Origin of the sequence: Sphingobium sp. TKS (assembly GCF_001563265.1) — a bacterium.
Classification (GTDB): Bacteria; Pseudomonadota; Alphaproteobacteria; order Sphingomonadales; family Sphingomonadaceae; genus Sphingobium.
In genome coordinates this window covers 2,671,613-2,685,670 of the sequence record NZ_CP005083.1, presented here as the reverse complement: position 1 = coordinate 2,685,670, position 14,058 = coordinate 2,671,613, and the positions used below count along the sequence as shown (strand labels likewise).

Below are 14,058 nucleotides of genomic sequence, written 5' to 3'. Positions count from 1 at the left end.
TGCTATGGGCAGAGCGGGCCGCTGTCACGGGCTATTTCCGGGCATTGTAATTTTCCCCAGACGGCTGTGGCTCCCATGCAACAATCGGCAATGCTTGCCGTCGGTCGAGAGCGTGCTAGACGGGCTGCCCTATCCCAATCGAGAGGCCGTCCGCGCCATCATGATTCTATCCCGATACGAACGCATGATTGCCAAGCGTTACCTGCTGCCCGGCAAGGGGGAGGGATTTATCTTCCTGGTCGCCGGCATCAGCCTGGTGGCGGTGATGCTGGGGGTGGCGGCGCTCATCATCGTGATGAGCGTGATGAACGGCTTCCGCGCCGAACTGTTCGACAAGATCGTGGGCCTCAACGGCCATGCCGTCGTTCAAGGCTATGGCGGGCGCCTGCCGGACTGGAAGGCGGTGCTGAAGGAGGCGAAGGCGACGCCCGGCGTGACCAGCGCCACGCCGCTGATCGAGCAGCCCTTGCTCGGCAGCTTCCAGGGCCGGGTGGAAGCGGTGCTGGTACGCGGCATGATCGTGAACGACATTCGCAACAATGCGACGCTAAAGGCAAAGGTCGTCGCAGGCAGCCTGAACGCGCTGACACCTAATGGCGGCAAGGTGGCGCTCGGCTCGCGCCTGGCGGAAAATCTGGGCATCCAGTTGGGCGACAGCATCACCATCATCAATCCGGCGGGCCGGTCGACGCCCTTCGGCACTGTTCCGCGACAGGTTTCCTATCAGGTTGCCGCCATCTTCGAAGTCGGCATCTATGATTATGACAAGGCGTTCGTGGTCATGCCCATGGAAGACGCACAGACCTTGTTGCTGCTGGGCGACGTGGTCGGCATGATCGAGGTCGAGACCGTGAACGCCGACCGGGTCGCCGCGATATTGGAGCCGCTGGCCGGCAAGGTCGCAGGGCGCGCCGTCGTGACGGACTGGCGTCAGATGAACGCGTCCCTGTTCGAAGCACTGGCGGTGGAACGGGTCGCGATGTTCGTGGTGCTGTCGATCATCGTGCTGGTGGCGGTGTTCAACATCCTCTCGTCGCTGATCATGCTGGTGCGCGCAAAGACCCGCGATATCGCGATTTTGCGCACCATGGGGGCGAGCCGCGTAGGCCTGGTGAAGATATTCATGACCGTGGGTGTGACGATCGGGTCGCTCGGTATGGCGGCGGGCATGGCGCTGGGCTTCACCTTCCTGTTCTTCCGTCAGAGCGTGGTGAACGCGATCCAGTTCCTGACCGGGCAGAATCTGTGGGATCCCTCGATCCGCTTCCTTACCGAATTGCCGGCCAAGCCCGATCCGGTGGAGATCGCGATCATCTGCCTGATGGCGCTGATCTTCAGCTTCCTGGCGACGCTCTATCCCGCGTTCAAGGCCGCCAATACCGATCCCGTGCAGGTGCTGCGCTATGAATGAGATATTGAAGGTCGGCGGCCTCAAACGCAGCTTCACTCAGGGCGGCATCACCATAGAGGTTCTGCGCGGCATCGATCTGGCGGTAGCGCAGGGGGAGATCGTGGCGTTGCTCGGTCCTTCGGGATCGGGGAAATCGACATTGCTACAGGCGGTCGGGCTGCTGGAGGGCGGCTTCGACGGATCGATCCGCATAGGTGGCGAAGAAGCGGCGAAGCTCGACAATGACGGGCGGACGCGGTTGCGCCGTGACGCGCTCGGTTTCGTCTACCAGTTTCATCATCTGCTGCCCGACTTCAATGCGGCGGAGAATGTCATATTGCCGCAGGTGATACGTGACGCCGACATGGCGACGGCCCGCGCCCGCGCTGAATCGCTGCTGGGATCATTGGGGTTGGGGCATCGCCTTGAACACCGGCCGAGCCAGTTGTCCGGCGGCGAACAGCAGCGCGTGGCTGTGGCGCGGGCGCTCGCCAACCGGCCCGCTCTCGTTCTGGCGGACGAGCCGACCGGCAATCTGGACGAGCGGACCGCCGATGTCGTGCTGGCGGAGTTCCTGCGGCTGGTGCGGGAGGAAGGCTCCGCCGCGCTGGTGGCGACGCATAATGAACGGCTGGCCCAGAAGATGGACCGGGTGGTCCGCCTTCACGAAGGCCTGCTGGAGGAAGGTTCAGGCCGGATGTGACGCCGCATCCCGGACCGTCGCGATGACGATCTGGTTGCGCCCTTGATTTTTCGCCCGAAGCAGCGCGGCATCGGCTGTCCGGACCAGCCTTTCCGCCCGGCCATGGTCAGGAAAGACGGCAAGGCCGAAGGATGCGGTGATCGGCCCCAATTCCTCGCCCCGATGGTCGACGCGCAGATCCTGCAATTTCTGTTGCACCTGAATGGCCCGGTCGATCGCCTGATCCTGTGCGAAGCCCGGCATGAGCAGCACGAACTCCTCGCCGCCCAGGCGGAAAGCGCAATCCTTTTCGCGCAGCGCTTCGTTCAGTACCCCGCCCACGGCGCGCAGCACCGCGTCGCCAGCATCATGGCCGTGCGTGTCGTTGAACCGCTTGAAATGGTCGATGTCCACCATCAGGCAGGCCAGCGGCGTCATCGCGCTTTCGGCACGAATCACCTGCTCCTTGTATACCGTGTCGAAGCGGCGCCTGTTGGCAAGGCCGGTCAGCGGATCGGCCATCGCCATCTGCCGCAGCACGTCGCGCAACCGCAGATTGGCAAGCGCCAGGCTGATATTCTCGGCCAGCATCTCCAGATATCGTTCGGTGCGGCTGATCTGATCGGCGGTCCCGTCATCAGGCTGCTCGACATAGAGTAGGCCGATGCTCTCCCCCTGTGCCGTCAGCGGTATGCAGATGGTGGGAGACAGGACGTTTCCGGCCAGATGCTCGCAGGGAATGTCGACCAGTTCGCCGGTCGGTTTATGGATTTGCCCGCGCCGCAGCGCCCAACAAGCCGTCGGCGCGAATTCCTCGCCCGACTGCCGGGGCGACAGCCAGTCGCACGCCTGCACCATCGCATTGCGGCGGGTGTCGTGGATATAAAGCCGCCCGGCAAAACCGGGCGCGATTTCAGGCGCGAAACGCCGGACGACCTCGACAAGATCGCCTATGCTGTCGCATCCTTGCAGGCGCTGCGTCATGCGCGAAAGCTGGTCGCGCGTGATCCGGTCCGTATCCCGTTCCTGTTCCAGCCTTTGCCTTTCCAGCCCGTTTTCCCGGAAAATGCGGACGGCCTGGGCCATGTCGCCAATTTCGTCCACCTGGGGGAAGTCGGGCGGCACGGCAGCGAAATCCTGCGCGGCCAGCCGCGTCACGACATCGCTCAACCGCACCACCGGGCGCAGGATGCGCTGCTTCAGGATGAAATAGAGGACGCACAGGAACAGCAGGGCGGTCGCGCCCAGCATGATTTCCGACATGAAGCGCCATTGCCGTGCCGATTCGGTCGCCTGCCGGACGGTGTTTTCCGTTCGTTGATCCAATATATATTGGAACTTGCCGATCTGAGCGGCGATGCGATCAAGTTCCCGGCCATATTCGTCACCGAACAGGATCTTGCGCGCGGTTTCCTGATCGCCTTTTTCGGCGGCGTTGATGGCCGCTTCCTGCTCATCGGTCAGTCCATCGGCCCAGTGCAGCCCTTGTTGCAGGGCCGCGAGTTCGCTGACGCTGGCTCCCCGATCGCGCAGATGGAGAATTCTCTGTTCGACAGAGCGGAGCGTCGCCTTTTCCCGGCGATAGGCGATGACATGCGAAGGATCGCCTGTGATCGCATAGGCCCGCGCCTGTTCGGTCTGGCGGTAGGTGTCTTCCTCCAGCGTGGCGGTCATCTGATCGAAGGCGGCCCGCTGTTCGACGGCGGCCCGTTCTTTCTCTTCCGTGCTGGACGCCATGAGCATGACGGCGCCCGATGCCAGTGTCAGGGCCACGGTGGCGCCATAGGCGTAGTTGGTGATGGTGGATAAGCGCATAATCCTTTCAAGCTAAGCCCAAAGTCTTGGAGAGACGTTAATCGGCGGTCGTTCGCGGTGCAATTTTACCCACGACTTTCTTGGCCTGGGGGCTGGTGCCGAATCGGTGGGAGTGCCTAGATGGGCGCATGCCTCATGCCGGTTTTGTCCCCCTTCGCGTTTTTTCTTCCTTCACCATGCTGGAAGGGGCGATCGACCCCAAGAAGATCGCGAAACAGGCCAAGGCGCTGGGCTTTCCCGCTGCCGCCATCACGGATCGGAACGGCCTCTACGGTTCCATGGCCTTTTCCGACGCCTGCAAGGGGGAGGGGGTGCAGCCGGTCATCGGCGCGATGGTCGGCATAGCCCGGCCCGACCGCCCGGCCAATGCGGCGCCCGTGCACGACTGGCTCGCCCTCTATGCGCAGGATTCAACGGGCTACGACAATCTTTGCGCACTGGTTTCGATGGCGCATCTCGACCGCCCGGTCGAGGAAGTGCCGCATATCAGCATGGATAGTCTGGAAGGCCGCACCGATGGCCTGATCGCGCTGACGGCGGGGGGCGAGGGTGCGCTGGGGCGTCTGTTCGCGGAGGATCAGCCCGCCGCGGCGCTCGCCTATGCGAAGCGGCTTGAGGCTCTGTTCCCCGGCAGGCTCTATATTGAGATATGCCGCCGTCTGGACCCGGTCGAGGGCAAGGCGGAGCCGGAACTGCTCGAACTTGCCTATGCCCGCGACCTGCCCTTGGTGGCGACCAACCCAACCTGCTTTGCCGAGCCGCATTTTCATGAGGCGCATGACGTGATGCTCTGCATTGCCGACAGCGCCTATGTCGAGACGCCTGACCGGCGAACCAGCTCGCCCGACGCCTGGATGAAACCGGCGGCGGAAATGAAGCGGTTGTTCGAGGATCTGCCCGAAGCGCTGGCCAACACGCTGGTGGTGGCGCAGCGCTGCGCCGTGGCCGCGCCCAAGCGTAAGCCTATCCTCCCAAGCCTTGCCGGCGATATCGAGGGCGAGGCGAAGATGCTGCGCGAGCAGGCGAGAGACGGGCTGGAAGCGCGGCTGGCCAAGGCGGGCATCACCGGCGAGGAAGCGCGCAAGCCCTATTTCGACAGGCTGCAATTCGAAACCGACATCATCATCCAGATGGGCTTTCCCGGCTATTTCCTGATCGTTGCCGACTTCATCAAATGGGCGAAGGATCATGACATTCCGGTGGGGCCGGGCCGTGGTTCGGGCGCTGGATCGGTCGTCGCCTGGGCGCTGACGATCACCGATCTCGATCCGTTGCAACTGGGGCTGCTGTTCGAACGCTTCCTGAACCCGGAACGCGTGTCGATGCCGGACTTCGACATCGACTTCTGCGAAACCCGGCGCGGCGAAGTGATCCGCTACGTCCAGCAGAAATATGGCGCGGATCATGTCGCGCAGATCATCACCTTCGGTAAGTTGAAGGCCCGCGCCGTGCTGAAGGACACCGGCCGCGTTCTGCAGATGAGCTATGGGCAGGTCGATCGCCTTGCCAAGCTGGTGCCCAACCATCCGACCGATCCCTGGACGCTGGAACGGTCCCTGAACGGCGTGGCAGAATTCAGGGCGGAATATGACAATGATGCGCAGGTCAAGCGCCTGATCGATTATGCGATGAAGCTGGAAGGCTTTCCGCGCCACAGTTCCACCCACGCGGCGGGCGTGGTGATCGGGGACCGGCCGCTGTCGCAACTGGTGCCGCTCTATCGCGATCCCCGGTCCGACATGCCGGTGACGCAGTTCGACATGAAATATGTCGAAGGCGCGGGGCTGGTGAAGTTCGACTTCCTCGGCCTCAAGACGTTGTCGGTGTTGCAGAAGGCGGTGCAACTGCTCGCCGGGCGGAGTGTGGAGATCGACCTCAATTCGCTCGGCTGGGACGATCCGGCGGTCTATGAACTGTTGCAGCGCGGTGACACTGTGGGCGTGTTCCAGTTGGAATCCGAAGGCATGCGCAAGACGCTGGCCGCCGTGCGTCCGACCAATTTTGGCGACATCATCGCGCTGGTGTCGCTTTATCGCCCCGGCCCGATGGACAATATTCCGATGTTCGGACGTCGCAAGAACGGTCAGGAAGAGATTGAATATCCTCATATTCTCCTGAAACCTATCCTCGAAGAGACTTACGGCATCTTCGTCTATCAGGAACAGGTGATGCAGGCCGCGCAGATATTGGCGGGCTATTCGCTGGGAGACGCCGACCTTTTGCGCCGCGCCATGGGCAAGAAGATCAAGGCGGAGATGGACGCCCAGCGCGCCCGCTTCGTCGATGGCTGTGCGAAGAGCGACATCGCGGCGGGCAAGGCGAACGAACTGTTCGACTTGATCGACAAGTTCGCCGGCTATGGCTTCAACAAATCGCACGCGGCGGCCTATGCCCTGCTCGCCTATCAGACGGCGTGGTTGAAGGCGCATTATCCGGCGGAATTCTACGCCGCGTCCATGGCGTTCGATATTCACCTGACCGACAAGCTGACGGTGTTCGTGGACGACATGCGCCGCATGGGCCTGGCTTGTCTGGCGCCTGACATCAATCGCAGCCTGGCGGATTTTTCGGTCGAGACGATCGAGCGGGAAGGCGACGATCGGCGCCTCAGCTTTGCCGTGCGCTACGCACTTGGCGGCCTGAAAGGCGTTGGCGAGAAAGCGATGGAGCAACTGGTCGCGGAGCGCGATGCGGGCGGCCCGTTCAAGTCGCTGGACGATTTTGCCGACCGGATCGAACCGCGCCTGCTCAATCGGCGGCAGTTGGAAAGTCTGGCGGCGGCAGGTGCCTTTGACGGCGTGCATGCCGACCGGGCCGGGGTTCATGCAGCGGTCGAAACGATCCTCAGCGTGGCATCCAGCGCTGCGGAGGCGCGAGAAAGTGGGCAGGGCGGCTTGTTCGGGGATGTTGAAACGCCGCATGCCGATGTTCGCATTCCGCCGCATCAGACCTGGTCGACGGTGGACCGCATGGCGCAGGAGAAGGACGCATTCGGCTTCTATTTTTCCGCGCATCCGGTCGATCGCTACCGACATCTGGCCGAAGCGCGGGGCGCGAAAAGCTATGGCGCGATTTGCACTGAACCTGTTGCTGAGGGCGGCCGGGCCAATGGCGTGATGGCAGCCATGGTCGAAGATGTGCGATGGCGCGAAACCAAGCGTGGCGCCCGCTACGCCGCCGCCACTTTCTCCGACAGCAGCGGCCAGTTTCAGGCGAGTTGCTTCGATGAGGATGCCTGCAAAGCCATCGAGGACATGGCCCGCGAAGGCGATTGCGCTTTGCTGATGGTGGAGCTGGATCGGCTGCCGGGCGAGGAAACGCCGCGTGTGACGATCCGCGGCGTCGAGCCTTTCCGTCAACTGGCCAATAATTCCCGCATGGAGTTGGTCGTCGATGTCAGCGATGCAGTGGCGATCGATGCTCTGGCGCAACTATTGACGCGCGCAAGGGGAGGGCGGAGCGAAGTGTTCCTTCGGGCGCCGGTGGGTGGCGGCAAGGCAGCGCGGTTGTTCCTGGGCGACGATTATCTGATCGGCGCGGATCAGGTGGACAGCATCGCGACGATAGCAGGTCTGCACATCGGCTATTTTGAACGGATGGAAGCGAAGGCCGACGGTTATCGCGCGCGCAACCGGCGGTCCGGGCTGCGGTTGGTGGCGGGGTGACATTCCCGTCACAATAGCCGCATCTGGCTCCCTTCCGGCTTGCGGAACAGATCCGTGCGGAGGGTCACGCGTTCTCCGGTAAAGCCTGCGCGTTTGCGCGCCTTTTGGAAACGGGCGCGGATCAGGTCCGCCCAGACGCCCTGACCGCGCATGCGAGTGCCGAAATTCGGGTCATTGTCGCGACCGTCCCGCATATCCTTGATGATGGCCATCACTTTTGCCGCCCGATCGGGATAATGTTCGTCCAGCCAGGCGCGGAACAAAGGGGCGACTTCATGCGGCAACCGGATGGGGATATAGCTTGCATTCTGTGCCCCGGCGGATGCGACGCAGGCGACGAGAGCCTCAATCTCATGGTCGGTGATGCCGGGGACCACTGGCGATATGCTGGCTACCACCTGTATGCCGGCCTGCGACAATTTACGGATCGCTTCCACCCGGCGCAGCGGATGTGGCGCGCGCGGTTCCAGCGTCCGGGCCGTTGCCGGGTCGAGCGAAGTGACCGAAATCATCACCGCCACCAGCCCTTCCCCGGCCATGGAAGCCAGCAGGTCGATGTCGCGCAATATCCGGTCCGACTTGGTCGTGATATAGACAGGATGACGGCATTCCCATAATATTTCAAGGCATTGCCTGGTAATCCTCCAATCCCGTTCGATCGGCTGATAGGGATCGGTATTGGTCCCCATGGCGATCGGAGTGACCATATGGGATTTGCTGGAAAGTTCCTTGCGCAGCAGTTCAGCGGCATTGGGCTTGGCGAACAGGCGGGTTTCGAAATCGATGCCTGGCGACAGATCGTGATAGGCATGGGTCGGGCGCGCAAAACAGTAAATGCAGCCATGTTCGCAGCCTCGATAGGCGTTGATCGACTGGCTGAACGCGATGTCGGGAGAGCTGTTGCGGCTGATGATCGTGCGAGGCTGCTCTACGGTGACCTCGGTGCGCCGTCTGGGTGGTGCGCCGTCAATCTCCAGCAAGGCGTCGAGCCAATCGCCATCAGCGATCCGCTCGGGCATGTTGAAACGGCGGCTTTCGCCGTTCAGTGTCGCGCCTCTGCCCTTTTCCGCAGCCATGCCGCATTAGAACATAATGAGAACATATTGACAAGAGGCACTGGCCGCAGCACCTATGGTTCGGGTTAAAGAGGGGGTATTATGCGGAAGATTGCCGTGATCGCGGGATTGTGGATAGCTATGCTGGCAGCGCCTTGCCTAGCGGCAGATGCTGATCCTTGCGGCGCGAATCTGATTTGCGCGAGCGATCCGCAAACGGTGATCCGGGCTTTGCAAGCCGAAGGATATAAGGCCGCCTTGAGCAAGAGCGCCCAGACCGGAAATCCGAAGATAGAGAGCGCGGCCAGCGGCTATAATTACACGATCTACTTCTATGAGTGTGAGCAGACGCGCCAGTGCGGCTCCCTGCAATTTCAGGTGAGCTTTGAGGATGACGGCGGCAATACGCCCCAACTTGCCAATAAGTGGAACAAGGACAAGCGGTTCGCGCAGATGTCGGTCTGGGACGACGGGTCACTGGCCCTGGCCTATGACGTGACGACCGTGGGCGGCCTCAATCAGAAGAATTTTGCGGATGTGGTCGATTGGTGGGCGGTGATGCTGGGCGAGGCCGGGAAGTTCTTCAAGGACAACCCGGCTCCCGCGAAATAATCGTTCAAGCCGTTTAGCGTTCAGTCAAACGCGGCATCAATTCCACGAAATTGCAGGGCCGGAAACGGTTGTCGAGTTGGCTGACGAGGATGCCGTCCCAGGCGTCCTTCACCGCGCCGGTCGATCCGGGCAGCGCGAAAATATAGGTGCCCCGCGCGACGCAGGCGGTGGCGCGTGACTGGATCGTCGATGTGCCGATGGTCTGATAGCTGAGCCAGCGGAACAGTTCGCCAAAGCCGGGAATTTCCTTGTCCTGCACCTGCGCTAGTGCCTCGGGCGTGACGTCCCGGCCGGTGACTCCCGTTCCGCCCGTGGTGATGATGCAGTCGATCTGCGGATCGTCGATCCAGGCATGAAGACGGGCGACGATGGCGGAGCGTTCGTCTCGCTCGATATGACGCGCTGCCAGGACATGACCGGCTGCTGCTATGCGTTCGGCCAGAATGTCGCCGGACCGATCGTCGGCTGCTGTGCGGCTGTCCGACACTGTCAGCAGCGCAATGCGCACCGGCAGGAATGGCCGGCTTTCATCGATTGGCATCAGTCGGAGCCGCCCGCGATGCTGGCGCTGACATTTGCGCTGGCCATCGGCGTCCTGGGCGTCAGGCGCACGAGACGCGTGCCCTTGGCCCCTGGGAAGGTCGGCCACAGACCCTGCGCCATGCCCGCCAGCGACTCCGCGCTGCCCTTCGCCTGGATCTGATACATCCAGTAATTGCGCATCACGATGTTCACATAGGCGCGGGTTTCATAATAGGGCAGCGATTCGATGAACAGCAGCGGATCGCCATTGTCCTTCACTTCGCTGTTCCAACGCTCGACCGGCAGAGGACCGGCATTATAGGCGGCCATGACCTTGGGCAGCAATCCGCCGGTCGCGCTCATGTCGCGCAGATTTTCCAGATAGCGCTGGCCATATTCCATATTGGTCGACGGCACGAACAACTGGTCGGACGCGGCTAGCCCCATCAGATTGCCGGTGCTGGGCAGCACCTGCATCAGGCCGCGCGCACCGGCGCTGCTGACGACATCCCGGCGGAATCCCGATTCCTGAAGCGTGTGGGCATAAACCAGCGCCGGGTCGACCCGCCATCCGCCGTCCGGCCGCCAGTCGGGTGCCGGAAAGCGCGCGAAGCTGCCCGGCTGCTTGCCCACCGGGCCGTTATGAGCAAGCCAGAGCTGCGTTTCCGGCAGGCTCAGCGCGCCGGCCAGGCGAAGCAGCGCATCATATTGCCCGGTCCCGCCGATCTTCGCCTGATAGCGAAGCATCTGGTCCGCCCGCGCATTCTCACCGATCGCAGACAGAGCGATCGCCGCCCGCACATTCGGGCTGTCCTTGAGTTGCTGCCATTCCGCAGCGCCGAAGCGAGGCGCGACTGGCCCAGCGCCCAACGGCATCGCCAGCGTTTCACGCGCCAGCAGGCCATAAAAGCTTTCGTCCGAACGGGCGGCCGTCTTCAGCAGATTTTCGACCTTTTCAGGTTCCCCGCACACCATATAGGCGCGTGCCGCCCAATAGGCGCCCGCCGCGCGCATGTCGCTATTGCCGGCCAGTGCCGTGACATTGGCGAAGGCAGGCGCGGCGGCGCGGCAATCATTCTGGCGCCAGGCGGCAAGGCCGGTCGTCCAATAGGCCTGAACCGCCCAATCGCCGCCGCTGCGGCTTTCCAGGGCCCTTGCCGCCATGCGCCGGGCATTGGCGTCGTCGCTTTCGATATAATAGGCCCAGGCGATGCGCTGCCGCACTTCGGTCAGTCCCTCGGGCGTCAGACCCGCTTCGCCACTGATGAGCAGCGCTTCGGCACCGGCCGGATCATCATTCTTGATGAAGGGCTGAATCTGGCCGACTAGCGTCTGGGCCAGGGCGTCGGTCTTGACGGCCGGAACATATTCGCGGCGCGGCGCGCTGCCCAGCCAGACCATCTTCTGCACCTGCGGCAGCGTGGGCAAGATGGTCGCGCCGCGTTTTTGCGCCAGCCGGGAAAGCTGATCGGCCTTGTCGAGCCATGGCGCCTTGTTGATCAGATCGAGCAGTTCGAACAATTCGACCTTGGGCGAATTCTTGCCGAGATAAAGTTCGGCCAGGGCGACCGGGCGGATGGCGTCCTGCGCATCCAGCGCGGTGATCATCGCCCTGGCATCAGTCCATTTCTGGTCGCGCAAGGCTCCGTAAATGGCGCTGTACCGGCTTTTATCGGTATCGCTCAATTGAAGCGGGGATGAAGGCATGCCCATGGAAAGGGCGGATACCGCGCTGGTCGTGTCGGCGTTTGCGGGCATGGCCGCCAATGCTGTGAAGGCAACGGCGGCCAGCCAGGACGAACGGGTTACGGCGCGAATCACTCGGGCATTTCCTCAATCAAACCTTGTAATATACGCCAACATTCTGCCTTTGCCGCGGGTTGCCCAAGCAACAAACGCGGATGAAATGTGGCGAATACGGATAAGGTGCCGCCATCATGGTTAAAAACCCGTGAACCTGAATCGGCCGCAGGCAACAGGGTGCGGATCGTTCGGTCGCCCAGCAATAATAACCGTCGCGGCGCGGCGAGCATCACATGCGTGCGCATCCGTGCGGCTGCGGCCGTCAGATCCGATGCCTCGACCATGGCGCCCGGCGGCCGGGACAGGAAGAGGGACGCCAGATGAATGTCGGCACGCTTCAGGCCGATCGCCCGCAACATCGCATCGAATAGCTGCCCGGCCCGGTCGCTGAGCAGGGCTCCGGCGCCGATGTCCGCAGGATCGGGCATATCGGTGATCACCATCAGAGGCGCATGGGTCGGTCCTTCGGGCAGGATCATGGCGCCTGGCCATCGCCGTTCCGGCTGCGTCGCATCCTCGGCAAGCCAGGTCAGGAACGTCTCAAAATTATGGGGCTTGGCTTGCGCGGGAATGTCGCCGGGGACGGAAACCGGCGTCCGAGTGGGCGTCTGAGCTGGGCGCAACCAATCGACCGGCTCCTCACCGACCGCGCAATCCACGCCGGCCAGATTCCACCACGCCATATAGGCATTGGCGGCCTCCGCCAAATTTTCCCGCAATATTCCCCGCATTGATTGTCTTGGGCCAGAGGTTGACGCCGTGGTCAAGTTTCTTCATCGCGCTGAGTGTCAAAACGTTTGGGTAGTGCGGCGACCGGATTGGGGAGGAAAACCGACGGCGCCCGCAAAATGGAGGGACTATGAGCGAACGGGATTCGATGCCCTATGACATCGTCATCGTCGGCGGTGGCCCGGCGGGGCTGTCATCGGCTATCCGGTTGAAGCAGCTTGCGAACGAAGCCGGGCAGGAATTGTCGGTTTGCGTGCTGGAAAAGGGTTCGGAAATCGGCGCGCATATCCTGTCGGGCGCGGTCGTCGATCCGAAGGCCTTGGACGAGTTGTTCCCGCAATGGCGGGACATGGGCTGCCCGATGGCGGAAGTGCCGGTCACGGACAACCAGCACTGGTTCCTGACCAAGGGCGGCAAGATGAGCATGCCGCACATCATGACGCCGGGCTGGATGCACAATAAGGGCACCTATACCGGATCGCTGGGCAATTTGTGCCGCTGGCTGGGCGAGCAGGCCGAGGGGCTGGGCGTGGAAATCTTCCCCGGCTTTGCGGCGGCGGAAATCCTCTACAATGAGGATGGGTCGGTGAAGGGCGTCGCGACCGGCGACATGGGGATCGACCGCGAAGGCAATCGCAAGCCCGATTATCAGCCGGGGCTGGAACTGCATGCCAAATATACCTTCTTCGCGGAGGGCGCGCGCGGGCACCTGACCAAGATCCTGAAGCGCCAGTTCGCGCTGGATGCTGACAGCGAGCCGCAGGTCTACGGCATCGGCATGAAGGAATTGTGGGATATCGATCCCGCCAAGCACAAGCCGGGTTTGGTGATTCACACCCAGGGCTGGCCGCTGACAGATGCCTATGGCGGCGGTTTCCTCTACCATCAGGCCAATGGGCAGGTGGCTTTGGGCTTCGTGGTCGGCCTCGGCTATCGCAATCCCTATCTCTATCCGTTCGAGGAATTCCAGCGCTGGAAACAGCATCCGGAAATCCGCAAATATCTCGAGGGCGGCCGCCGCGTCTCCTATGGTGCGCGCGCGATCAACGAGGGCGGCTGGCAGTCGATCCCGAAGCTGGTCTTCCCCGGCGGCGCGCTGATCGGCTGTTCGGCGGGCTTCGTGAACGTGCCCCGCATCAAGGGCACGCATACGGCGATGAAGTCCGGCATGCTGGCCGCCGAAGCGGCGTTTGAGGCGATTCAGAACGAGCGCGCCCGCGACGTCCTGCATGATTATGAGGACCGTCTGCGGTCGAGCTGGATCGCGACCGAGCTCCAGTTGGTGAAGAATGCCGAACCGCTGCTGTCGAAGTTCGGCAACACCATCGGCACTGTGCTGGCGGGCATCGACATGTGGATGCGCACGCTCAAGATCGGGCTTCCCTTCACGATGAAGCACAAGCCTGATTGCGAGAAGCTGTGGCGCAAGGAAGTCAGCAAAAAGATCGACTATCCCAAGCCGGACGGCGTGATCAGCTTCGACCGCTTGTCCTCGGTGTTCTTGTCGAACACCAATCATGAGGAAGACCAGCCGGTCCATTTGCAACTGAAAGACCCGTCGATCCCGATTTCCTACAACCTGCCCCTTTATGACGAGCCCGCGCAGCGCTATTGTCCGGCGGGCGTCTACGAAGTGGTCGGGCTGGACGAGGGCAATCCCCGCTTCCAGATCAACGCGCAGAACTGCGTCCACTGCAAGACGTGCGACATCAAGGATCCGACCCAGAACATCAACTGGGTCGTGCCCGAAGGCGGTGGAGGGCCGAACTATCCGAACATGTAGGC

The 14,058-nt window shown here is 62.4% G+C and carries 10 protein-coding genes; 5 read left to right on the top strand and 5 right to left on the bottom strand.

The features are described 5' to 3' along the window. Positions 1–160: 160 nt before the first annotated feature. The gene (locus K426_RS13385) at positions 161–1,411 is read left to right on the top strand and encodes a lipoprotein-releasing ABC transporter permease subunit (protein WP_066561765.1); all 1,251 of its coding nucleotides are present in this window, start codon (positions 161–163) and stop codon (positions 1,409–1,411) included. Further along, positions 1,404–2,093, top strand: a complete 690-nt coding sequence (locus K426_RS13380) for an ABC transporter ATP-binding protein (RefSeq protein WP_066557910.1) — start codon at positions 1,404–1,406, stop codon at positions 2,091–2,093. Before K426_RS13385 ends, K426_RS13380 begins: the two co-directional genes overlap by 8 nt. Here the strand turns inward: K426_RS13380 and K426_RS13375 are convergent. Next, positions 2,079–3,887: a diguanylate cyclase gene (locus tag K426_RS13375; RefSeq protein ID WP_066557908.1), complete on the bottom strand. Its 1,809-nt coding sequence runs from the start codon at positions 3,885–3,887 to the stop codon at positions 2,079–2,081. The two genes, K426_RS13380 and K426_RS13375, sit on opposite strands and share 15 nt — an antisense overlap. A 128-nt stretch (positions 3,888–4,015) precedes the next feature. Here K426_RS13375 and dnaE point away from each other — a divergent pair, with 128 nt between their 5' ends. Beyond that, the gene (dnaE, locus tag K426_RS13370) at positions 4,016–7,552 is read left to right on the top strand and encodes a DNA polymerase III subunit alpha (protein WP_066557907.1); all 3,537 of its coding nucleotides are present in this window, start codon (positions 4,016–4,018) and stop codon (positions 7,550–7,552) included. Between the two features lie 8 nt (positions 7,553–7,560). On the opposite strand, the gene K426_RS13365 is transcribed toward dnaE, so the two are convergent. Next, complete coding sequence (locus tag K426_RS13365; RefSeq protein WP_066557904.1) at positions 7,561–8,628, bottom strand: PA0069 family radical SAM protein; 1,068 nt, start codon at positions 8,626–8,628, stop codon at positions 7,561–7,563. An 81-nt stretch (positions 8,629–8,709) separates the two neighbouring features. Between K426_RS13365 and K426_RS13360 the strand changes: the two genes are divergently transcribed. Beyond that, positions 8,710–9,219, top strand: a complete 510-nt coding sequence (locus K426_RS13360) for a YbjN domain-containing protein (RefSeq protein WP_066557902.1) — start codon at positions 8,710–8,712, stop codon at positions 9,217–9,219. Between the two features lie 13 nt (positions 9,220–9,232). Here the strand turns inward: K426_RS13360 and moaB are convergent, their stop codons facing one another. Genes moaB through K426_RS13345 form a run of 3 tightly spaced genes read right to left on the bottom strand, consistent with a single transcriptional unit; the run spans position 9,233 to position 12,263 of the window. Then, complete coding sequence (gene moaB, locus K426_RS13355) at positions 9,233–9,760, bottom strand: molybdenum cofactor biosynthesis protein B (RefSeq protein WP_066557901.1); 528 nt, start codon at positions 9,758–9,760, stop codon at positions 9,233–9,235. After that, positions 9,760–11,562: a lytic transglycosylase domain-containing protein gene (locus K426_RS13350; RefSeq protein WP_066557885.1), complete on the bottom strand. Its 1,803-nt coding sequence runs from the start codon at positions 11,560–11,562 to the stop codon at positions 9,760–9,762. Before K426_RS13350 ends, moaB begins: the two co-directional genes overlap by 1 nt. Then, positions 11,559–12,263, bottom strand: coding sequence for a uracil-DNA glycosylase family protein (locus tag K426_RS13345; protein WP_082748906.1), 705 nt, complete (start codon positions 12,261–12,263; stop codon positions 11,559–11,561). The genes K426_RS13350 and K426_RS13345 overlap by 4 nt, the downstream gene beginning before the upstream one ends. A 140-nt stretch (positions 12,264–12,403) precedes the next feature. On the opposite strand from K426_RS13345, the gene K426_RS13340 reads away from it, so the two are divergent. After that, the gene (locus K426_RS13340; protein WP_066557880.1) at positions 12,404–14,056 is read left to right on the top strand and encodes an electron transfer flavoprotein-ubiquinone oxidoreductase; all 1,653 of its coding nucleotides are present in this window, start codon (positions 12,404–12,406) and stop codon (positions 14,054–14,056) included. The last annotated feature ends 2 nt before the right edge of the window (positions 14,057–14,058 follow it).

Bases quoted from the DNA above. Each gene is read 5' to 3' on its own strand.
- K426_RS13340 (WP_066557880.1), top strand. From the start codon at position 12,404: ATGAGCGAACGGGATTCGATGCCCTATGACATCGTCATCGTCGGCGGT.
- K426_RS13385 (WP_066561765.1), top strand. From the start codon at position 161: ATGATTCTATCCCGATACGAACGCATGATTGCCAAGCGTTACCTGCTG.
- K426_RS13365 (WP_066557904.1), bottom strand. From the start codon at position 8,628: ATGGCTGCGGAAAAGGGCAGAGGCGCGACACTGAACGGCGAAAGCCGC.
- dnaE (WP_066557907.1), top strand. From the start codon at position 4,016: ATGCCTCATGCCGGTTTTGTCCCCCTTCGCGTTTTTTCTTCCTTCACC.
- K426_RS13375 (WP_066557908.1), bottom strand. From the start codon at position 3,887: ATGCGCTTATCCACCATCACCAACTACGCCTATGGCGCCACCGTGGCC.
- moaB (WP_066557901.1), bottom strand. From the start codon at position 9,760: ATGCCAATCGATGAAAGCCGGCCATTCCTGCCGGTGCGCATTGCGCTG.
- K426_RS13380 (WP_066557910.1), top strand. From the start codon at position 1,404: ATGAATGAGATATTGAAGGTCGGCGGCCTCAAACGCAGCTTCACTCAG.
- K426_RS13360 (WP_066557902.1), top strand. From the start codon at position 8,710: ATGCGGAAGATTGCCGTGATCGCGGGATTGTGGATAGCTATGCTGGCA.